This is a genomic window from Schaalia sp. ZJ405 (genome assembly GCF_011038885.2).
Taxonomy (GTDB): Bacteria; Actinomycetota; Actinomycetes; order Actinomycetales; family Actinomycetaceae; genus Pauljensenia.
In genome coordinates this window covers 1,839,772-1,860,831 of the sequence record NZ_CP064952.1, presented here as the reverse complement: position 1 = coordinate 1,860,831, position 21,060 = coordinate 1,839,772, and the positions used below count along the sequence as shown (strand labels likewise).

Genomic DNA, 21,060 nt, shown 5'->3' with positions numbered 1-21,060 from the left:
TCAGCCGCGAACACCGGATTCTGGGCCGAAGGGAACAAGGGCCCTTGGTTCGGTGTGTGATGGCAGATATCCTTTCGGCATGGCCACAACAAATGTCGCGACGAAGAAGCGCCGTGCTTGGACCACCAGTGTGTTTATTAAGCAGCTGATGGCAATCTCGGGCTTTGTCTTCGTCCTCTTCCTGCTTTTCCACGCTTACGGCAACCTCAAGATGTTCTTGGGGCAAGAAGCCTACGATCACTACGCCGAATGGCTGAAGGTTGACGCGTTCTACCCGATCTTCCCCAAGGGTGGGTTCATCTGGGTGTTCCGCGCTGCGATGCTGCTCATGCTCGTCATTCACCTATTTGCCGCGGCCTACACGTGGAAGCGTTCGCGTCGTGCTCGCCGTAGCCGCTACGTTGTGAAGAAATCGGTGACGGATGCCTACGCCGCGCAGACCATGCGCATGTCCGGCGTGATCATCTTCCTTCTCTTCGTCTTCCACATCCTTCACTTCACCACCGGAACAATCCGCACAGGATTCACCATCGACGCGACGCCGTACGAGCGCATGGTCGCCTCGTTCCAGTCGCCGCTCCTGGTCATCGTTTACCTGCTGTTCGTCGGATGCGCCTGCATCCACGTGTCGCACGGCTTCTGGTCGATGTTCCAGACGCTGGGATGGGTTCGTCCCTCCACTCGCTCCCTGATGGTCGTCCTTTCAGGAATCGTCGGCGCCGTGATCTTCGTGATGTTCATGGCTCCCCCGATCGCCATTGCTGCCGGGTTCATTTCCTGAGGAAGGTCTAAAACACAATGTCTGACACCTTAATCAAGGGCCTGTATCGCGAAGGCGAGAAGATCGCCGACACGAAGGCTCCTCTCGATGTCCCGATCTCCCAGAGCTGGGAAGAACGCAAGTTCAAGGCCGCGCTGGTTAACCCGGCGAACCGCCGTAAACTTCGCGTGATCATCGTCGGCACTGGCCTCGCCGGTGGTGCCGCCGCTGCCTCGCTCGGTGAAATGGGCTACAACGTCGAGGTTTTCTTCTACCAGGACTCCGCTCGCCGCGCGCACTCCATTGCTGCGCAGGGTGGTATTAACGCTGCGAAGAACTACCGCAACGACAACGATTCCGTGTACCGCCTGTTCTACGACACAGTCAAGGGTGGCGACTACCGCGCCCGCGAAACCAACGTGTACCGCCTGGCTGAGGTCAGCGCGAACATCATCGACCAGTGTGTTGCCCAGGGTGTTCCCTTCGCTCGTGAATACGGTGGTCTCCTTGACAACCGGTCCTTCGGTGGTGTCCAGGTGTCGCGTACCTTCTACGCGCGTGGCCAGACAGGTCAGCAGCTCCTCATCGGCGCCTACCAGGCGCTTGAGCGTCAGGTTGCGGCCGGTACCGTCACCGAACATCCGCGTCACGAAATGGTCGAGATCATCGTGTCCGACGGTCGCGCCCGAGGCATCGTGTCGCGTGACATGGCGACCGGTAAGCTCGAAACCCACGTTGCTGACGCTGTTGTGCTCGCCACCGGCGGCTACGGTAACGTCTTCTTCCTGTCGACGAACGCGATGGGATGCAACGCAACCGCGATCTGGCGTGCACACCGCAAGGGCGCTTACTTCGGTAACCCCTGCTTCACGCAGATTCACCCGACCTGCATCCCGCAGCACGGTGATCAGCAGTCCAAGCTCACCCTGATGTCGGAGTCGCTGCGTAACGACGGTCGCATCTGGGTGCCCAAGAAAGCCGAGGACTGCGAAAAGGATCCGCGCGAAATCCCCGAAGAGGACCGCGACTACTACCTCGAACGCATCTACCCGTCCTTCGGTAACCTGGTGCCTCGCGATATTGCGTCGCGTCAGGCGAAGAACATGTGCGACGAGGGCCGCGGCGTTGGTCCGAAGATTGACGGTGTTGCTCGCGGTGTCTACCTCGACTTCGCCGAAGCGATCGGCCGTATGGGTAAGGACGCTGTTTCCGCCAAGTACGGCAACCTCTTCGACATGTATGAACGCATCACCGGTGACAACCCCTACGAGGTGCCGATGCGCATCTACCCGGCTGTCCACTACACAATGGGTGGCCTGTGGGTTGACTACGACCTCGAATCCAACGTTCCTGGCCTGTACGTTGCCGGCGAAGCAAACTTCTCCGATCACGGCGCTAACCGCCTGGGTGCTTCCGCGCTCATGCAGGGCCTGTCGGACGGCTACTTCGTCTTGCCGAACACGATCAACGACTACCTTGCTCACTGCTTTAACCTTCCCAAGCTCGACGAGTCGTCGCCGGATGTTGTGGAGGCGTTGCAGTCAGCTCAGGCTCGTGTCGATCGGCTCATGGCTGTCAACGGTTCCCGCTCCGTCGATTCCTTCCACAAGGAACTTGGCCACATCATGTGGGAATACTGCGGCATGGAGCGTACCGAAGAGGGCCTGAAGAAGGCCATCGGCATGATCCGTGAGCTCCGCAAGGAGTACTGGCAGAACGTCCGCGTTCCCGGTAAGTCCATCGGTGAACTCAACCAGTCCCTTGAGAAAGCTGGCCGTGTCGCCGACTTCATGGAGCTGGGCGAACTCATGTGTATTGATGCCCTGCACCGCGAAGAGTCCTGTGGCGGTCACTTCCGTGCAGAGTCTCAGACACCTGAGGGCGAGGCACTGCGTCACGACGACAAGTTCCTCTACGTCGCAGCCTGGGAATGGGCGGGCGAGGATCAGCCGCCGGTCCTGCACAAGGAAGATCTGATCTACAACAACATCGAGCTGAAGCAGCGGAGCTACAAGTGAACCTGACACTGAAGATCTGGCGCCAGAGCGGTCCCGAAGATCGCGGCGCAATGCACGAATACCAAGTGAAGGGGATTTCGGAAGAGTCCTCCTTCCTCGAAATGCTCGACGTTCTCAACGAAGAGCTGTTCGCCCGGGGTGAAGAACCGATTGCGTTTGACTCCGACTGCCGTGAAGGTATCTGCGGACAGTGTGGCATCGTCATCAACGGCATCGCTCACGGCCCGGAGGTCACGACAACCTGTCAGCTGCACATGCGCACCTTCCACGATGGTGACACCATCACCATTGAGCCCTGGCGCGCTGAGGCTTTCCCGGTGATTAAAGACCTCGTTGTCAACCGTTCGGCTCTTGACCGGATCATCCAGGCCGGTGGCTACATCTCGGTGAACACGGGTGCGGCACCCGATGCTCACGCCACCCCCGTTCCCAAGCAGGATGCGGATCGCGCGTTCGAAGCCGCGGCTTGCATCGGCTGCGGAGCCTGCGTGGCGGCCTGCCCGAACGCATCGGCGATGCTCTTCACCTCCGCGAAGGTCACGCACCTTCAGCTGCTGCCTCAGGGTAAGCCGGAGAACTACAAGCGCGTTGTCAATATGCTCAACCAGATGGACGAAGAAGGCTTCGGTTCGTGCACAAACATTGGTGAGTGTGCGGCCGTCTGCCCGAAGCAGATCCCGCTGGATGTCATTTCGACGCTCAACCGTCAGCTTGGAAAGGCTGCCCTCAAAGGCGTCTGATTCCTGGTGAAACGTGGCCCGGCCATCGTTCGGACTAGCTCCGAGCGGTGGCCGGGTTTCTTGATGTGCAGCACGACGCGGTGTGGCGAGAACGCTGAACATGAGATCTCTCCGGGGCACTAAACTTTCACCTGGAATGTGTCGGAACGTGCGACGAACGGAAGGGATATCGATGGATACCACTCAAGAAAAACCGGGTCGTATTGGCCGCATCATCGCCATGACCGCGATGATTGTGTTCGGGCTCCTCTCCCTTGGACTCATTGGGGGAGTGATGGTCGGTGGACCTGAGATTAAAGCAGTTGCAGATTCGCTGTTCCCGTGGTCGCTTGGAGCATTGGCTGTCGCGGGAATCGCGATGCTCGTTGTGTCCATGCGCGTAGGCGGATCTACACTTGACGATCGTGAGTAATCCGCTAGTTCTTGGAATTGAATCAACCTGCGATGAGACTGGTATCGGCCTGGTTCGTGGGAATGAGCTTCTTGTTGACCGGACCGCGACGTCGATGGATCAATACGCCAGGTACGGGGGAATTATCCCTGAGATTGCTTCGCGCGCTCATCTTGAATCCTTCCTCCCGGTGCTTGAATCGGCGCTTGACGAGGCCCAGGTGACCCTGGATGACGTCGACGCTATCGCCGTTGCTGCTGGTCCTGGACTCATTGGGTCATTGACGGTCGGGATCTCCGCGGCGAAAGCTCTCGCTTCCTCGCTAGGTAAACCGCTTTACGGAGTTAATCACGTCATCGGGCACCTTGCGGTAGACAAGCTGGCCGAAGGGCCGTTGCCGGAGCGTTTCATCGGGCTTGTTGTTTCTGGTGGACACTCAAATATCCTTCTCGTCAATGACATTGCGCGTGACATTGAGGAACTCGGAGGGACCCTCGATGACGCCGCGGGAGAGGCATTCGACAAAGTTGGGCGCCTGCTTGACCTGCCCTATCCGGGAGGCCCCCACGTTGACCGTCTCTCCCAGTCCGGCGATCGTGAAGCCATCCGTTTCCCGCGAGGCCTAGCTGCCGGCAAGGACAAGGAACTCCACAAGTACGACTTCTCATTCTCCGGTCTGAAAACGGCGGTTGCTCGATACATCGAGGGCGCTCGTCAACGCGGCGAATCTGTCAACGCCGAAGATATCTGCGCGGGATTCTCGGAGTCGATCAACGACTCCCTCACCGCAAAGACTGTTCGGGCTGCCCTCGATACGGGATGCGACACCATCGTCGTCGGCGGCGGTTTTTCGGCGAATTCGCGTCTGCGGCAACTCATCACCGAACGAGCGGCAGCTGCGGGTTTGACGGTTCGGATGCCTCCGCTGCGTTTCTGCACGGATAACGGCGCTCAGATCGCTGCGATTGGTTCCGAACTTGTGTGTGCGGGAGTCTCCCCGTCCTCGTACACGTTCTCACCTGACTCGGGGATGTCACTCATGCAGATTTCTGTGGGTTAACGGAGCGGAGCTTGTTCGCCGCAGGGCTGAACATATTCTTAGCTGTGAATCAGGCTCGGCTAGACGTATGTTGGGACAGATGTTGTGTCGGTAGAAGGAGAAAACACATCTGCTGTACGTGCAGTCAAGTGAAGAATATGGCAGTTTTAGGCGAAACTGATCCGGTTTAAAGGACTCTGTCGCGTGCCCGCAGGATTCTTCATGAGATTGACGATAAAGTGCGGCAAAATGGGTGTTGTGTCGAAGTGACACAGAGTATGGGATCCGGGAAGGCCACATTCATTGGTTTCAAACGAACCGAAGAAATCTAAAGCGGGGTTCCGCTTTGTAGGTGTACGGCAAGTTGCCGCAGAGGCTGGTGTATCCATTGGCACCGTTTCTAACGTGCTGAATCGTCCCGAAATTGTAGGTGAAGAAACCCTCAGTAAGGTTCGCGATGTGATGGACCGTTTGGGGTTCGTTCCATCGATTGCAGCGGGACAACTTCGAGGGCATAGGTCGAAACAGATTGGCGTTGTGGTTCCAGACGTTGGCAATCCCTATTGGTCTTCCGTACTACGGGGCGTAGAGAGCGTCATTGAGGCAGAACATCTTACGATGCTTGTAAGTTCAACACACCAAGATAAGAAACGACAGCGGAGCATCCTCAAGGCGCATCGGAGCCAAGGGGTTGATGGGCTTATTCATGTGCCAATCTATGATTCGCCTGAAGATTGGGAAGAATTTGGTAACTGTACCTACGGTGTCGTGACTCTGGACCATAGGAGAGGAGGGAGTGAAATAGAAGAATCTGTCGGAGCAGACGACGTGCTCGGGGCAAAACTCGCAATGTCGCATCTGTTAGAAATAGGGCACCGCACAATCGGGTTCATTAACGGTCCCCACTTCGTGCCGTGGTGTGCCAGCCGTGCGGAAGGAGCACGTTCCGCCATCGCAGCTTTTGAATCACCCAGGAACGTACAGCTGATAGAAATGACTGTGCGGGATCTTACCGTGAATGAAGGTCGGGAAGCTGCTCGAAAGATCATAGACAACCCAGATATTACGGCTGTGATGTGTGGGAACGACATGACTGCTCTTGGAGTTCTATTAACCTGCCAAGAGCTAGGAATACTGGTGCCCGATGAGCTGTCGATTGTTGGCTACGACGATGTTGACTTTGCGCCGGCGCTGAATCCTCCGTTGACGACAGTCCGCCAGCCTTCGTACCTCATTGGTGTTGCGGCGGCATGCCAACTGCTCAATAAGCCCTTCGAACTGAGAGACGAACCCTTCCGCCCGGAGCTTATTGTTCGAAACTCAACGATGAAGATCTACTGAGACGCCTTAAGAGCTGACGTTATCAAAAAGAAACATCAAAGTGGCCACATACATGGCGCAGGTGTCGTATAGTTGAACCGGTTCAGCGTTGAACCGGTTCATCTTGGCGATGGTGCCATGCGAGATTTGGAGGCGGTATGTCCAGAAGTTTCATTACACGCAGGGAGTATGATGAATGGATTCTGAGTGCGGCGAGCTTGGCGAAAGCACTGAGATACCCAGTCGATGACGACATGATTAATGATAGTGCAGGCATTGTCTTCGGTGACGATCAGTACGATGCATTCGAAAATGGATTGTGGACTCCTGATCCGTATGAAGTGATGATCATCTTTGAGTCGTTGAACGAGCCGGCTGTAGATGGGGCTCCATTGGGCGCAGCGGAGTACTCGGAATACTCAGGGCTTTGTGACAAACTGATGATCCTACATCCGGGAAAATTCTGTGCTTCTCATTATCATCTACGAAAGACTGAGAGCTACGAAGTGGTGAGTGGCTCAATGGAGGTCTTCTATTGTCCGGATGTAGTTAATCCTATGGGCGAAGAACTTCTGGAATTCGAGCGCATGCCAGTCGGGGAGGCATGGCCAGCGAATGTTGAGTTACCCGTTGGGCGGGCTGAATCTTATGAAAAGTTGACATCTTATGTGCGCCTCGAGGCCGGGGATCCAAAGTTTGTCATGCACAGGAAACACCTGCATGCGTTCCGGTGTCCTCCGGATTCGAAAGTTCCTCTAGTTGTTCGTGAGGTATCGACGTACAGTCACGAACCCACTGAAGCTGCGCAAGGCAAGATTGCTCCGCTACCTGGTTGGCAAGGGTTGCATGACAATACATTTTTGGCTCCCCAAGCAAACACGGGGCGTTTAAAGACCAATATTATCTGAACAACAACAATCTGGATATCAAAGGAGATGTTCATGAAGATTCGAAGCAAAATTGCTGTGTTCTCGGCCTTGCCATTATTTCTGTTGTCCGCTTGCGCCTCAGGAGCCGACACAGGAAATAATGGCAGTGAAAACTCTGCGGATTCTCCGCTTGAGTTTGTTAAAAAAGAGCCTCTGAAACTCGGGTACTCCGTCTATGACCTGCAGAACTCGTATTGGCAATCGTATGCCGAAGGCGTCAAAGCGGGAGCAAAGGAAGCTGGAGTTGAGGTATCGATAGTTGACCAGAAATCGGAGCAGGCGAAACAGGTGTCTGGCAGCCTGGACCTTATCAACAGCGGGATCTCAGGACTGATCATCACCCCTGTGCAACCATCCGCCCTTCCGTCGACAATCGATGCTGCCCATGCGGAGAAGATCCCAGTTGTCATCGGTGACATCGGAACAGGGGGAAACTACGACGTTTACATCCAGTCGAACAACAAGAACGGTGGCGAACTTGCTGCAAAGTATCTCATTGATCGCTTTAAAGACACCGATGGTAAACACAAGATTGGAGTCATTGAGCTTCATGCGGGATCTGTTGTTGGAGAAGAACGTGTTTCCGGATTCAAAGATGCAATTGCAAAGTCCGACAACCTTGAAGTCGTTGCGTCTTTGGATGGAAATGACACGGTAGATGGAGGATTTTCGGCAGCTCAGGACATGTTGTCCGCGAATCCGGATCTTGAAGTCATCTATGCTGCAAATGACGACTCTGCTATTGGTGCGCAACGTGCAATGGAAACAGCAGGAAAGTCGGTTGCTGACGGGTTTGTTCTCATCGGGTTTGATGGATCGCCATCAGCCCTCGATCTCATCAGGTCAGGAAAAATGAGCGCAACAGTTGCTCAGGACCCATACGGTCAAGGGAAAAAAGCCGTAGAGACAATTCTTGCAATTCTCGATGGCAAATCGCCCGAATTTGATGATTCGAAAACGAAGACCATCTTCTTTCCAGTCACGATGGTAGATTCTTCATCTCTCGATCAGTTCCTCGCATCGAAGGCGAAACAAAACTGATGTCCCGCAAAAGGGGGCGTCTGTATGATGGACGCAGACGCCCCCATCAGGGGACAATAGCAACAGAACTATGAATGAGGAACAAGGATGGATATTGAAGAAATCCTTCGGATTGAAAATCTCAATCAGATATATCCGGGAGTGCACGCCGTTAAAGACGTCAGTATGTCGGTCAAACGTGGCACGATTTTGGGTCTTGTCGGTGAAAATGGTGCTGGAAAAAGTACTCTTATAAAAATGCTTGGCGGTATAGAAAAACCACAGTCTGGGAGAATTTTGGTAAGAGGAACAACTCAAACATTCACATCGTCGAGTGAGGCACAAGCTTCTGGTATTGCGGTGGTGAGTCAAGAGTTTCGACTTGTCCCAGACATGTCGGTTGCAGATAACATTTTCCTCGGACATGAGTTGAAAAAAGGTGTGATTCTAAACCGTGCAGAAAGCGCTGAACGAGCAAAAATGCTGCTCGATACGCTCGGTCTCGATTTAGATCCTTCCAGATCCGTATCGTCATTGACTATCGCTGACCAGCAGCTAGTCGAAATTGCGCGTGCCCTATCTCTGGACTTTAGCTTAATTATCTTGGATGAGCCGTCCGCGACGTTAAACGAGGCGGAAACAAAAAATCTTCATAGAATTATTCAAAATATTGCAGAAAGTGGTCGAGCAGCAATCTATGTTTCGCATCATTTAAAAGAAATTCTTAAAATATCTACAGACATCGTCGTCATGCGTGACGGACGAAAAGTTCTTGAAGCATCTTCGCAAACGCAAAATGAGGATTCGATTGTGCTTGCGATGCTGGGGAGAATGCCTGCACAATTCCAGAAAGAAGATCGTTTACGAAAAAACGCAAGCGTTATTCTTGAGGTAAATGAAATCGAAATTGCAGGAAATCCACACCGACACAGTTTCACCCTTCATCGCGGCGAGATACTTGGGCTCGCCGGTCTTGTCGGCTCGGGACGAGCTGAACTAAGCAAGTGTCTATCTGGAGTTCTTCCAGTCCTTAACGGGGAAATTATAATCAATAATCAGGTAGTTCAACTTACTGGTCCTAGAAGCGCAATACAGAATGGGATTTTCACTCTTTCGGAGGATCGGAAAGCTGAAGGAATCCTTCCGCATCTTTCGGTCCTTGAGAACGCACTAATTGCAAAAGAGAAAAAGAATCTATCTAGACTCAATCAGATTATCCCAATTCCCCGATTAGAAAAGCAGGCATTTCAAGAGCTCCGCGTATCGATGAATATAAAAGTAGCAAATGATGCTCAGCGTATTTCATCTCTTTCTGGTGGAAATCAGCAAAAGGTCTTACTTGGGAGGTCTCTCGTCTCAGGCTGTCCAGTGCTGGTCCTGAATGAACCGACCCGGGGTGTGGATGTCGGAGCTAAAGTTGAGATCTATCAGCTCATTAAGAGTCTCTCGCAAATAGGGGTCTCGATTATAATCTCGAGTTCCGATGCATCCGAGCTAGCAACAATTTGTAATCGTTGCTTGGTGTATTTTGCAGGAGAAAAATTCATTGAGTTGTCTGGCGCGGAGCTCAATGAAGATTCGATAGTATCTGCTGCGGTGGGTCGAGATTTGAGAAAGGAGTGTTGAAGATGACTTCAGTAAATACTGGTTTCGCGGAGTCGTTAATCGAGCAGAATCGCATACAGTCTGAGGGTGCTTCACGACGGGCTGCACGCCTAAAAGATACACTGCAGAATCTCGGTATATTCGTCCCCTTTATAGTCATTTTGGTGACTTCGGCGATCTTTGTGCCGAATTTTCTTTCCCAAGCAAATGTCACAAATATGCTTATCGATTCTGCAATTCTCGGTATTATCGGTCTTGGGCAAACTCTTGTAATCGCGGTTCGCGGTCTGGATCTCTCAGTTGGTTCGCTACAAGCACTAATCGCTTGTTCGGCAGCCATCGCAGCTGCAAATTGGGGAACCGTATCGGCAGTGGCCGTCGGAGTTGGTGTAGGAGCCATCGCTGGATTTGGGAATTCTCTGTTGGTTACACAATTTAGGGTTCCAGACTTCATCGCTACCCTTTCCACGATGACAATTTTCAGAGGATTAGTTCTACTCATTACAGGGGGTGCGCCTATCGTCATTGCCTCTACTGCGTTCAAATCAGCTTCAACAACGGCGATTGTTGGGGTTCCGGTTCCGTTTGTCGTACTTATTCTTGTCGGCGTGTGTTCTTGGCTGATTCTCAATCGGACGGCTTTCGGTAGGCACGTTATTGCAGTTGGAAGCGCACCTGCGGCCGCTGCGGACTCGGGGGTCAGTGTTGCAAGAGTGGTTACCATCGCCTACATTGTTTGCGGCATCCTCACAGGGATCGCGGGTCTATTGCTGGCCAGCCAGCTTGGCATCGTGAATGGCACTATTTCAACAGGACTTGAACTTAAGGCGATTGCCATTGTGGTTTTGGGAGGCACCTCGATGATGGGTGGGCGTCCTAGATTCGTTGGCACGATCTTAGGTTCGCTTGTCCTCTCAATGATCTATTCATCTTTAAACTTGTTGAATGTTTCCTCATTCTATCAGTACGTAGCTCTGGGCGCTCTCTTGGTTTTCGCCCTCGCCTTGGATAGTACTCAACGAGCCCTCGTGAAGCGAGCGCAATTGATGGAAAGAAATCGAGATGCCCGACATTGAGCAAACTAAACAAATTGCGATGAGATCCGTAAAATATGAGGGTGGTGCTATGGGTAATCAAAATAATCGGGAACAGCAAAGGGTTTCTACAGCAGGCAAACTAAAGACTCTTATAAAGGCCAACTATATCACGATCTTATTAGTCCTCATATGCGTGATTCTTGGAGCGTTAACGTCTTCATTTTTGAGTCCAGGCAATATTTCAAATGTTCTTTTTCAAAGTGCATTTGCCGGTATTGCCGCGATGGGAATGATGCTTCTGATATCGGCCGGTTTGATTGACCTTTCAGTCGGTGGCCAAATCGCGATCTGTTCGATCATACTAGCTAGAATTCTGCCCTCTACTACGATTGGTCTCGCCATACTTGCCGTGATTTTCCTTTCGCTAATTTTAGGTTTGATCAATGGGATTCTAGTATCGGCGATTAAAATTCCACCATTTATTGCAACACTTGGTTCGCTCTATCTATTTTTAGGTTTTGCCTATATTTACACTGATGGACAGGTGTTATCGATACAGTCGAAATACTTTAGAGAACTTACGAATGGATCGATCTTCGGAATCCCAATTCCATTTATTTGCTTTATTGTGATAGCAATTTTAACATTCTTGTTATTTCGTCACTCATATTTTGGTCGCAATGTCCGCGCGGTTGGTTCTAATGAGAGAGCTGCATATCTAGCTGGAGTTCCCGTTCGGCGCGTAAAGATCCTTGCATTTCTATTTGCCTCGTCTTGTTTCTCTGTTTCCTCGATATTTATTGCTGGTCGCTTGTCTTCTGCTGAGGGTAATATGGCAATTGGATATGAAATGACTGTCATCGCGGCAGTTATTATTGGTGGCACCAGTATGCGTGGGGGAAATGGTAATGTTTGGGGTACTTTCGTAGGTGCCGTGCTTTTTACAATTTTAGGGAATGCTCTTAATCTTTTAGGCGTTGCTTCATATTGGCAATATGTGGTTACCGGCTTAATTCTTATCGCGGCTATTTCGATCGGAACATTTCAGCTTCGTACAGTTCCTCTTAGGAGTGAAGTGTGATAGCAGTATCGGATGAATTGACAACAATACTCAGGAAGAAAGTTGGTCATTTGGTAGGCTCTTTTGAGCAACTAATCCATGTTCGTGAGGTGGTATTGTTAAATGGGTCTGCTGATGGGATGAGGTGTCTACAGGTATTCAACCCTCAAGGGATTTCTGCGGAGATTTTTCTTGATCGATGTATGGACATTGGCTGGGCGCAAGCATCCGATTGTCAGTTGTCGTGGATTTCCCCTAGAGGGACTGTTGCGTCAGCAAGAACTAATCCTATCGACGACGAATGGCTTCATTCCTTCGGGGGAGGACTTCTAACCACATGCGGTCTTGTTTCTACTGGCATGCCGAGTGAAGATCGAGGTCGTAAGTTTGGTTTACATGGACGAATTGGAATGATTCCCTGCGAGCGGTCGACGTGTGAGCTCGCTGAGTCAACGCACTTTTCACATGCATCAAACAGTGGGTTTGAATCCTGGTCTGACGGTTTGGAATTACGGATTTCAGGTGAGATGCGCGAGGCGGCGTTGGGTCGTGAGAATCTTCGGCTTAGGCGAACGCTCCATTTTTCGTTAAATCAGCGTTCGATCGTGGTTGATGACTGTATCATTAACGATGGTTACGTCAGCTCTGGATTGATGTTTAGACATCACCTTAATTTTGGGTTTCCATTGGTTTCAACAGGATCTATCATTGACTCTAATGTCAGAATTCAGGGATTTCGCGAAAAAACTGACTCAGTTGTTGAAAAATTCCCGACAGTTCTTGTTCAAAATGATGCTGTAGAGGGGGTAACATATTGCTCTCTAGCACCTGCTACAAGATTCGGTTGGCTGTCGATAGTCTCTCCGGAGGGGCACAAAGTTCGTGTGACTTTTAATGGAGAGGCTTGGTCGAATCTCCTCATTTGGCGTAATCCTTCACCAGGTGTCAATGTCTTAGGAGTTGAGCCTGCAACTTCGCATGATGGTGGGCGTAAAGAAGCGCGTCAAGAGGGATCATTGCTATATATTGAGCCTGGAGAATCAAGAGTGTTTTCCACGCGGATCGATGTATGATGATAACGATCTCACTCAAACGTTCGACTTTTTTCCAATCACCTGTTGAGGAGGAATATGGCTAGTTTTCGTGTGCTATGTAGCCAGCGAAGATGGGTTGTTTATTCGAGGAACGGATGGGTCATTTCTCCAGTTGTGTCTAGTCGTTCCTTATTTCCATGAATGTCAACCCTATTTCCCTTCAAGCCACTTTCCGAGGAAGACCGGTGCAGGCTCGACCACCTATCGGAGCGGATTGATGACTGGATTGATGAGCTAGCGATGATCGCTGTGTAGGGGAGACGAGCCTCGAAGGCGCGCGTCGTCCTCGTTCATGAGGATTCGCAACGAGAATCTAAGCTCACCAGATTGGGTGACCGATCTCCATTTCCTCTCGCATGTGGTCAACGGCGAGGAAAAGATTCGGTGAAGCAAGTGGCGATTCAGTGCGCACGGCTCCAAGGGGCCTGAAAGGTATTTGGGCCGGAACCTCGCGAATGTGGTGGTCTCGGAGTTTGTGGCCCGGTACCTGACCGGTGTGAACGGAGTGGCGAATGCGTTCGTAGGCTCCGCCGTGACGTGCGATGGCGCCGACACGGTCAAGTTCTTCAAGGCACCCCAGTTCGATCGCTATTGCGCGAAGCTCAGCAACGACGTTGATGAGCCATTCACGAGCGATCTGTCGGCCCCCGTGTGAGTCGACGATGAGTTCGGCATCGAGGCCGAAGCGAGCGGCGCGCCACTTGTTCTCCGCGATGTACCAGTCGGGGAAGAAATCCAGAGGCTCGCCCGCGTCGATTCGGCGGGAGAAATGCTCAACGAGGCACTGAGTGAGGGCGGCGAATGCTCCGACTTCTTGGAGATTTGTTGCTGCGTCGAATGCCCGAACTTCGAGTGTCCCGAACTTTGGAGACGGTCTGACATCCCACCGCAGCTCGTCAACCGTGGAGATTGCGTTCGCCCGGATCATCTGGTCTGTGAAATCAGAAAACTCTTCCCACGTGTCGAATTGACGCGGAATCCCAGCTGTTGGAAGCTGCTGAAACATCATCGTCCGATTCGATGCGTAATCCGTGTCGATACCATCCCAGTAAGGGGATGACGCCGAAATCGCGATCAGCTGACCCAGGGTCGTTGAGAGCGCACGCTGAATCGGAAGGACTTTCTCGACGTCCTCGATCCCCACGTGAACATGAACGCCGAAGAGGAGCATCTGTTGTCCCCAGTAGCGTGTCCGGTTCACCAGCGATGAGTAGCGAACTGAGTCCGTTACTTCCTGGTCCTGCGGGTGCGCAAAGGGGTGCGAGCCCGCGGTGGCGAGGACGAGGCCCATTTCCTTGGCGAACGGTTTGACCTGCGACAACAGGCGTTGAAGGTCCTTGGTACATTCGCTGACGTTTCGAGCTGGAACCGATACCAGCTCGATCGTGTTACGGAGCATTTCCTTGACGATTCGGTGATCCGTTTGCCCCGACTGTTCCAGGGCGCGCAGGAGAGTGTCCGCATCTGAGCGCAGGTCGTTGGTTTCGGCATCGATGAGCTGAAGCTCCCATTCAATGCCGACCGTCGACCTGTCAGATGCCGCGAATTCAATGGTCATCAGCGTCAGCCTCCCGGGGACGAGGGCGGATCCGGCTTTTTCTGCTGTGTGGACTCCCCTCAAGGGGAAGCCCGCACATTACTTAATTGTGCAGCGTTGAACAAAAATTGCGCGATGTCGTCCCATGATACGTGTCAATATGACAGAAATAGACTGTGAACCCTGGAGCTTGAGAGATTTACGCAGCGCAGCTGGGTCGATGTTCACTCCGCGTTTCTTGATCTCCAGCGACTTGATGTCGTGGGCGTGACACCAGTTCGCAATGGCTTTTGCTTTGAGTGGGACAACATCGAGCACGTGAAAGCGCGTGAGGAATGGTGACGGTGCGATGTCGTTGGCGCTGAGGTAGGCGATCTTCTCAGACACAATGTGAAGACCCAGGTCGTTAGCTAATGTGGCCAGGCCCCCTGCACGTATCACCGCAGGGTCCGGCTCTGCAATCATGTCCGCAAGATCGCCAACCTCGACAGCGCTCGCAGCATCATTTGGGGACGAGGACGAGGTGTCACGCAGGACGTGGGCGTGTCCGCCAGAAATGACCAGCGCCGAACGCCCCGGACCTTCGGGACTCAAGGCAGGGCTCCACAGGGAGGCTTCCACCAGGTCACCGTCGACGCTCACCCACTGAGCGTGCCAATCACGCGGGATCGCGTCGTATGGGAGGCCCGGGGCTACCTTCACTCCGACACGCGAGATGACATCGGCCCAGCCAAGCACCGTGGACAGCGGCGGTGACCACTTCTGTGGGGCTGTGATCCGAGCGCCACCTTTGTGGGAACCTGACCGGCGTGCCGGATCAGCAAAGATGGCATCAACGCCGCGCCGACGCAGGTCATCGAAGGAGAGATCCCCAATATCCCCTTGCTGGACTTCCGCCGAGTCAAAGGCCCGAAGATTCACCGCTGCCGCAGCTGCTGCATCCGGGTCAATATCCACTGCAAGTACCCGTAACCCGAGGCCCGCGATGGCCAAGGAATCCGAACCGATTCCACACCCCAGGTCCGCAACGAATGAAGCACCCCCATCCCGGAAACGTCCCGCATGATGGGCGGCGACCATCATTCGCGTTGCCTGTTCCAAGCCGTCGCGGGTGAACACCATTGAAGATGCAAAATCGCCAAATTTTGTGCGCGCGTGCCGGCGTAGCTCAATTTGGGAGGCGAGTGCGGACGCTAATGATGCGTCGACTCCTGACTTCCTTAAAGCGTGAACGAGTGCCACGGTGTCAACGGGTTGCGACTGCGACAGGTCTTCCTGGGTTGAGAGGCGCTGGTCTAATGACTGGAGTAGCTGCCAGCCGGGTGACGATGTGATTGGGTCAAGAATCGAGGGCACTCGATGAGTCTACGGGGTTGAGGCCGCGCTCGTCCTCGTCAATGACACATGGGTATTCGTAGGAAAGGTGGGGCCTAGGAACCCAGGCTGGGGGAGGGATCGCCCTGATCTCTTAGGACGCGGCACCTGGGGAGGGCCTGTTCGCGATGAGCGCACACCGAAACTGGCACTCAGTTTGCTCGAGTGCCAATGCAAGCCTAAACTCGACAATAGAACGCGGCTCAAGGCCGCGGTCGGGTCCCACTCCTGACCCCCGCGACGGCAGGCAAGGGACGATCCAATTCTTCGTGAAAAAGAAAGGGAGTACGACAGTGTCGATCTCCATCAAGCCCCTCGAGGACCGCATCGTCATCCGCCAGGTCGAGGCCGAGACCACCACCGCATCCGGTCTGGTCATCCCTGACACTGCCAAAGAAAAGCCGCAGGAAGGTGAAGTCATTGCCGTCGGCCCCGGCCGCGTTGATGACAACGGTAACCGCGTGCCCGTCGACGTCAAGGTCGGCGATGTCGTGATCTACAGCCGCTACGGTGGCACCGAGGTCAAGTACGACGGTCAGGAGTTCCAAATTCTTTCCGCTCGCGACGTGCTCGCGATCGTTGAGCGCTGACTCCACGCGTCTTCCATCACCCCGAGGCTTCTCCGTATGGAGGCCTCGGGGTTTTGTTGTGTGTTCAGATATGAGATGACGTTTTCTTAGGGAGGGTGCGGGGGTTTGTTTGCCGCTGAAGCGGAAACGATTCCAATAGCAGATGAGACGTGGTACTCCAAGCTTTAGATGTCCAAAACTGGCCGATATTGTGCCTAAATTCTAGGTGAATCACATTGGTGCTTGACAAGCGCTGGAAGAGTCTGTGATACTCGATCTTGTCAAATTGGAATCGTTTCCAACCTCGAAGGTGAGGATATGGACTCTCGGAAACCAACTCTCGCTCAAGTTGCTGCGCGTGCAGGAGTCTCGATCGGTTCGGCATCGCGTGCGATGCGTGGCACGGGTGCCAGCGAAGCCGTTGTTGCGAAAGTGCATGCGGTAGCTGAAGAACTCGGCTACATCCCCGATTTTCGTGCGCGTGCTTTGCGCGCAGGACGCACAATGAACGTCGCTTTCGCTGTTCCGGACATTGGAAACCCGGTATATGTCGAGATGCTCAAGGCGATTACCGAAGTTCTCTCGCCGGCCGGATATCGAGTCGTCGTGCTTCCTATCGATTCCGACGCAACCCGCGCACTTGACGTGGTGCGTTCATTTTCTAATGGCTCTATCGATGCGGTCATCATGTCGACGGTCCGAGTGAATGATGCATTGGTTGTCGCATTGAATGAAAGCCCCATTCCTGTTGTGCTCATCGGACAGCCAGTGGAGGACGGTGACTTTGACACAGTTGCTACGGATTCAACTGCGGGAATTGTCCTTGCGGTAGAGCACGTATTGGCATTGGGGTATACCGACCTCGTTTTCGTTAATGGTCCACTGGAGACTCGACCGGGTGCAGCTAGGCAAAACGGTTTTGATAAAGCAGTCGAGGATGCTGGTAGTCGCGTGAAGTCGGCTCGGACTCTTCGGGTGGATGACTTTACCCTCGATGACGGTTCGCAGGCAGGCCGGAGAATTGTGCGTTTGTGGGAAGGAAGTGCTGCCGTCCCGGGTGTGCGTGCAGTCATTGCTGCAAATGATCTCTTGGCTATCGGTGTTATTCGCGAACTGATCCGCGCAGGAATGACGGTGCCCACCGATGTAGCGGTGACGGGAATGGATGCGATTGACCTGGGAAAGGTCATGATCCCGTCCGTTACGAGTGTTTCGCTCCATGCTGTGGATCGTGGAAAGGCTGCGGCCCAGCGGCTTCTTGATCGCTTCGATAATCCTGAACTGGAACCCCAAGCTACCTTCCTTGAACCGACGTTAGTCATTGCCGAATCAACAAGCGGAGAGGAGCGTATGAATGAGCATGGCAGCTGAAACACGCACGCGTGCGGTTGACCAATCTCAACCTGCACGAAAGCGCTTCGCTCGAAAGCCTTCCAGATCGTCGCAATCGCTTCGGCATAAAGAACGTCGCAATGAAGCGATAGCTCTTGCGATGCCGTCGCTCATTCCCGTTCTTTTGTTTTCTGTTATACCGCTGCTTATTGGGATTTGTCTGGCATTTACAGATGCGCGATTGACTCGTAATCCACACTATCAATTCGTCGGAATTCATAACTTTCAGAAGCTCGCTGGAAACGAGATGTTCTGGGAATCTTTCAAGATTGGACTAGTCTGGGCGGTTTCGGTCACGGTTCTCCAAATGATTCTTGGAATGATCCTCGCACTGCTCCTCAACGCAAATTTGCGTTTTCGGGGATTGACCCGAGTTCTTGCGCTCATCCCGTGGGCGATGCCGCCCGTTGTTGTTGCAATCATGTGGCGGATGTTGTACTCACCCAATGCAGGGCCGATCAATGCGTTCCTAGGATTCTTCGGTTTTCCCTCAGGTATCAACTGGTTGGGATCATTCTCGCTTGCATTTCCAGCGGTCATTGTTGTTGGTGTATGGGTTGGGATGCCGCAGACAACGGTGACGCTGCTGGCGGGGCTTCAACAAATTCCAGTTGAAACTATGGAAGCGGCGCAGATTGATGGCGCAGGTGCTTGGAGTCGATTCCGCTACGTCACTCTTCCATCGCTGGTTCCAATCATTGCAGCAATTAGCTCGCTCAACTTTATTTGGAACTTCAATTCCTTCTCGCTTGTCTATGTGCTGACGGAAGGTGGCCCCGGTGGGAGAACAATGCTTCCGATGCTCTTCACCTACATTGAAGCATTTAAGAATCGGAATATCGGGTATGCAGCAGCAATGGGGCTCATCCTCGTTGTCATCGTAACGATACTTCTTGCGATCTACCTGAAGCTGCAACTACGTGAAGGGAAGGAAGGGAAATGACACGGACACTTGGGCGAATCGGTCAATATGTTCTCCTTGCGGCGTTCATCGTTTTTCTGGCATTCCCTCTCATCTGGCTGATCTCATGCTCCTTCAAGTCATCTGCGGAACTCAACTCGTTATCCGTCAACATCATTCCCCAGCAATTCACGGCGAGTAACTACTCGGTTGCGCTTGAAAAACAAGGGCTCATACGTTCCGCAGTGAATTCGCTTCTCGTTGCGTTAGCATCAACGCTCCTTGTTGTTGCTATTTCTCTGCCCGCGTCCTACCTGCTGGCTCGGTTCGGTGGAAAAATCCGAGCAATTGGATCAGCGTGGGTGATGGTTAGTCAGGTATTCCCAGTAATCCTCATCATTCTCCCGTTGTTCCTCATCCTGCGGGCAATGAACCTGACGGATTCACTCGTCGGGCTCACCCTTGTCCATACCACCTACACATTGCCCTTTGCCTTGTGGATGCTCCAGGGATACGTCGCGAATATTCCCTTCGATTTAGAAGAAGCTGGTGCGATGGATGGCGCATCCAGGTGGACGGTGCTCATGAAGATCGTTTTCCCACTGCTTGCCCCGGGAATCGTTGCAACAGCGTTGTTTGCCTTCGTCTCCTCATGGAACGAATTCTTCTTTGGACTCGTCCTTTTGCAATCCCCTGAAAACTACACGCTCCCCATCACCCTGAAGATGTTCATCGGTGGAGAAGGCAAGGTTGCTCTCGGTCCACTCGCTGCCGGCTCCGTTCTTGCCGCTATCCCTTCGATCATTTTCTTCACCATCATGCAACGAAAACTCATCTCCGGAATGATGGCCGGCGCTGTCAAAGGCTGAAACTCTCACACGTTCATATCTCTCGACAGATTGAGTAATACCCAATGAAAGGAACCACCATGCGTCATCTCAAGGTATTTGCGATAGCGGCAGCGTCCGCCTTCGCGATGGCCGCGTGTTCAGCAGGAGCAAGCAATGAGGCTTCCTCTCCTTCTGACCCCGTCGAACTGACCTTTCAGTCACTTTCGGACCAAAGTGGTGCAATCGAGGTCACCAAAGAAATCGTTGATTCGTGGAATAAAGAACACCCGAATGTTCAGGTCAAGATCGTTCCCGCCGGTTGGGACGGCATCTACGACAAGCTGATTACCCAATTCAATGCCGGGGCAGCGCCAGATATTATTCACTACGAGGCAGCCTCCATCGTTGCCTTTGCTCGAGACGGATATCTCGCAGACCTCACCGAACTTCTTGACTCGAAATTCGTCTCAGATGTTCCGAAAGGAGTCATGGGCTCAGTCACGGTTGATGACAAGATCGTTGCTGCCCCGACGGAACTCCAGTCCTATGTCGTCTTTGCCAACAAAACCCTTCTTGATCAAGCGGGTGTCACAATTCCAACCGGCGACACAATGAAGTGGAGTGAACTTCAGGAAATCGCAAAGGCAACGACAAAGGGCGATGTCTTTGGGTTGGGCTGGGGACTCAAGAGCCCCACGGCCGCGATGATGGCGATGGGGCCGCAATTTGACGGTACCTTCTTCGAAGGAACCGGACGAGAAGCAACGATTAAGGTTGCAGATGGAGAACTCTCGCTGCCCCAAATTGTTCACGATATGGCATTCAAGGATCAGACACTACAGCCACTGTCGCTGACGCAATCGGGGTCGGAGGTTCTTGCCTCGTTCTATGCGGGACAGGTTGCCATGACGATCCAGGGATCCTACCAAGCAGCGAACATTGCCAAAGATGCTCCCGAAGGATTCGAATGGGTGGTTCTTCCTCCGCTCGAAGGGTCGGCGGGAGCAAAACAAGCAGCGAATCCTCAAACGCTCTCAGTGAATGTCGACTCGAAACATGCTGAAGAAGCCGCAAAGTTCATCAACTACTTCGTCCAGGCCGAAAACCTTGCAAAAATCAATGAGGCCGATGCTCTTATTCCGGCATCAGCCGCTGCACAGGACATCATGGCGAAGAATCTTTCGGATCAACCTGCCTGGGAGACAATCCTGAAGTCGGGCAAATATATGACTGATGCGCCCTACCTATTCGCCGATTTCTACGGACAGTGGAAAGACACAGTAGCCACACCGGCATTCCAGCAGTACTTCGCGCAGGAAATCGAACGTGATCAGCTCCAACAGCAACTGACGTCTGGATGGAACGACATCTCAGGACAATAGAGTTTCCAAGATTTCCCCACTCCGAGGTGTGCCCGGTCCGCGCCGGGCACACCCCGACGAGC

At 53.0% G+C, this 21,060-nt stretch carries 19 protein-coding genes; 17 read left to right on the top strand and 2 right to left on the bottom strand.

All coding sequences use genetic code 11. From position 1 onward, the window contains the following. The first annotated feature begins 79 nt into the window (after positions 1–79). From G7Y41_RS07825 to G7Y41_RS07770, 12 genes are all read left to right on the top strand, one after another. On the top strand, positions 80–781 hold the full coding sequence (locus G7Y41_RS07825; protein WP_165316073.1) for a succinate dehydrogenase cytochrome b subunit: 702 nt from the start codon (positions 80–82) through the stop codon (positions 779–781). Positions 782–798: 17 nt separating this feature from the next. Continuing rightward, entirely contained in the window at positions 799–2,778 is a 1,980-nt protein-coding gene (locus G7Y41_RS07820) for a fumarate reductase/succinate dehydrogenase flavoprotein subunit (RefSeq protein WP_165216379.1), read from the top strand. After that, the gene (locus tag G7Y41_RS07815; RefSeq protein WP_165216376.1) at positions 2,775–3,518 is read left to right on the top strand and encodes a succinate dehydrogenase/fumarate reductase iron-sulfur subunit; all 744 of its coding nucleotides are present in this window, start codon (positions 2,775–2,777) and stop codon (positions 3,516–3,518) included. Before G7Y41_RS07820 ends, G7Y41_RS07815 begins: the two co-directional genes overlap by 4 nt. Positions 3,519–3,690: 172 nt before the next feature. Further along, on the top strand, positions 3,691–3,930 hold the full coding sequence (locus G7Y41_RS07810; RefSeq protein ID WP_165316074.1) for a hypothetical protein: 240 nt from the start codon (positions 3,691–3,693) through the stop codon (positions 3,928–3,930). Then, on the top strand, positions 3,923–4,969 hold the full coding sequence (gene tsaD / locus G7Y41_RS07805; protein ID WP_165316075.1) for a tRNA (adenosine(37)-N6)-threonylcarbamoyltransferase complex transferase subunit TsaD: 1,047 nt from the start codon (positions 3,923–3,925) through the stop codon (positions 4,967–4,969). The genes G7Y41_RS07810 and tsaD overlap by 8 nt, the downstream gene beginning before the upstream one ends. Before the next feature lie 282 nt (positions 4,970–5,251). After that, complete coding sequence (locus G7Y41_RS07800) at positions 5,252–6,289, top strand: LacI family DNA-binding transcriptional regulator (protein WP_165316076.1); 1,038 nt, start codon at positions 5,252–5,254, stop codon at positions 6,287–6,289. A gap of 137 nt (positions 6,290–6,426) precedes the next feature. Continuing rightward, complete coding sequence (locus G7Y41_RS07795; protein WP_165316077.1) at positions 6,427–7,176, top strand: cupin domain-containing protein; 750 nt, start codon at positions 6,427–6,429, stop codon at positions 7,174–7,176. A gap of 33 nt (positions 7,177–7,209) precedes the next feature. Then, positions 7,210–8,238: a substrate-binding domain-containing protein gene (locus G7Y41_RS07790; RefSeq protein WP_165316078.1), complete on the top strand. Its 1,029-nt coding sequence runs from the start codon at positions 7,210–7,212 to the stop codon at positions 8,236–8,238. Between the two features lie 87 nt (positions 8,239–8,325). Next, complete coding sequence (locus tag G7Y41_RS07785; protein WP_165316079.1) at positions 8,326–9,843, top strand: sugar ABC transporter ATP-binding protein; 1,518 nt, start codon at positions 8,326–8,328, stop codon at positions 9,841–9,843. 2 nt (positions 9,844–9,845) lie between these two features. Next, the gene (locus G7Y41_RS07780) at positions 9,846–10,898 is read left to right on the top strand and encodes an ABC transporter permease (protein ID WP_165316080.1); all 1,053 of its coding nucleotides are present in this window, start codon (positions 9,846–9,848) and stop codon (positions 10,896–10,898) included. Further along, complete coding sequence (locus tag G7Y41_RS07775; protein WP_165316081.1) at positions 10,885–11,940, top strand: ABC transporter permease; 1,056 nt, start codon at positions 10,885–10,887, stop codon at positions 11,938–11,940. Before G7Y41_RS07780 ends, G7Y41_RS07775 begins: the two co-directional genes overlap by 14 nt. Continuing rightward, the gene (locus tag G7Y41_RS07770) at positions 11,937–12,992 is read left to right on the top strand and encodes a DUF4432 family protein (RefSeq protein WP_165316082.1); all 1,056 of its coding nucleotides are present in this window, start codon (positions 11,937–11,939) and stop codon (positions 12,990–12,992) included. The genes G7Y41_RS07775 and G7Y41_RS07770 overlap by 4 nt, the downstream gene beginning before the upstream one ends. Positions 12,993–13,332: 340 nt before the next feature. Here the strand turns inward: G7Y41_RS07770 and G7Y41_RS07765 are convergent, their stop codons facing one another. Both G7Y41_RS07765 and G7Y41_RS07760 read right to left on the bottom strand, forming a co-directional pair. Next, positions 13,333–14,571: a glutamate--cysteine ligase gene (locus G7Y41_RS07765; protein ID WP_165316083.1), complete on the bottom strand. Its 1,239-nt coding sequence runs from the start codon at positions 14,569–14,571 to the stop codon at positions 13,333–13,335. 78 nt (positions 14,572–14,649) lie between these two features. After that, positions 14,650–15,906 carry a class I SAM-dependent methyltransferase gene (locus G7Y41_RS07760; RefSeq protein WP_165316084.1) on the bottom strand — a complete coding sequence of 419 codons (1,257 nt, stop codon included), beginning with the start codon at positions 15,904–15,906 and terminating at the stop codon, positions 14,650–14,652. 311 nt (positions 15,907–16,217) lie between these two features. Between G7Y41_RS07760 and groES the strand changes: the two genes are divergently transcribed. From groES to G7Y41_RS07735, 5 genes are all read left to right on the top strand, one after another. Continuing rightward, complete coding sequence (gene groES, locus G7Y41_RS07755; RefSeq protein WP_165216346.1) at positions 16,218–16,514, top strand: co-chaperone GroES; 297 nt, start codon at positions 16,218–16,220, stop codon at positions 16,512–16,514. A 297-nt stretch (positions 16,515–16,811) separates the two neighbouring features. Continuing rightward, complete coding sequence (locus G7Y41_RS07750; protein WP_165316085.1) at positions 16,812–17,864, top strand: LacI family DNA-binding transcriptional regulator; 1,053 nt, start codon at positions 16,812–16,814, stop codon at positions 17,862–17,864. Positions 17,865–18,066: 202 nt separating this feature from the next. Continuing rightward, positions 18,067–18,828 (top strand): carbohydrate ABC transporter permease, encoded by a 762-nt coding sequence (locus tag G7Y41_RS07745; RefSeq protein ID WP_231367272.1) that lies wholly within the window; start codon positions 18,067–18,069, stop codon positions 18,826–18,828. Continuing rightward, positions 18,825–19,655, top strand: a complete 831-nt coding sequence (locus tag G7Y41_RS07740; RefSeq protein WP_165316087.1) for a carbohydrate ABC transporter permease — start codon at positions 18,825–18,827, stop codon at positions 19,653–19,655. The genes G7Y41_RS07745 and G7Y41_RS07740 overlap by 4 nt, the downstream gene beginning before the upstream one ends. Before the next feature lie 59 nt (positions 19,656–19,714). Beyond that, positions 19,715–20,998, top strand: a complete 1,284-nt coding sequence (locus tag G7Y41_RS07735; protein ID WP_196819490.1) for an ABC transporter substrate-binding protein — start codon at positions 19,715–19,717, stop codon at positions 20,996–20,998. Positions 20,999–21,060 lie beyond the last annotated feature (62 nt).

Bases quoted from the DNA above. Each gene is read 5' to 3' on its own strand.
- G7Y41_RS07825 (WP_165316073.1), top strand. From the start codon at position 80: ATGGCCACAACAAATGTCGCGACGAAGAAGCGCCGTGCTTGGACCACC.
- G7Y41_RS07820 (WP_165216379.1), top strand. From the start codon at position 799: ATGTCTGACACCTTAATCAAGGGCCTGTATCGCGAAGGCGAGAAGATC.
- G7Y41_RS07810 (WP_165316074.1), top strand. From the start codon at position 3,691: ATGGATACCACTCAAGAAAAACCGGGTCGTATTGGCCGCATCATCGCC.
- G7Y41_RS07795 (WP_165316077.1), top strand. From the start codon at position 6,427: ATGTCCAGAAGTTTCATTACACGCAGGGAGTATGATGAATGGATTCTG.
- G7Y41_RS07790 (WP_165316078.1), top strand. From the start codon at position 7,210: ATGAAGATTCGAAGCAAAATTGCTGTGTTCTCGGCCTTGCCATTATTT.
- G7Y41_RS07785 (WP_165316079.1), top strand. From the start codon at position 8,326: ATGGATATTGAAGAAATCCTTCGGATTGAAAATCTCAATCAGATATAT.
- G7Y41_RS07780 (WP_165316080.1), top strand. From the start codon at position 9,846: ATGACTTCAGTAAATACTGGTTTCGCGGAGTCGTTAATCGAGCAGAAT.
- G7Y41_RS07775 (WP_165316081.1), top strand. From the start codon at position 10,885: ATGCCCGACATTGAGCAAACTAAACAAATTGCGATGAGATCCGTAAAA.
- G7Y41_RS07765 (WP_165316083.1), bottom strand. From the start codon at position 14,571: ATGACCATTGAATTCGCGGCATCTGACAGGTCGACGGTCGGCATTGAA.
- G7Y41_RS07750 (WP_165316085.1), top strand. From the start codon at position 16,812: ATGGACTCTCGGAAACCAACTCTCGCTCAAGTTGCTGCGCGTGCAGGA.
- G7Y41_RS07740 (WP_165316087.1), top strand. From the start codon at position 18,825: ATGACACGGACACTTGGGCGAATCGGTCAATATGTTCTCCTTGCGGCG.
- G7Y41_RS07735 (WP_196819490.1), top strand. From the start codon at position 19,715: ATGCGTCATCTCAAGGTATTTGCGATAGCGGCAGCGTCCGCCTTCGCG.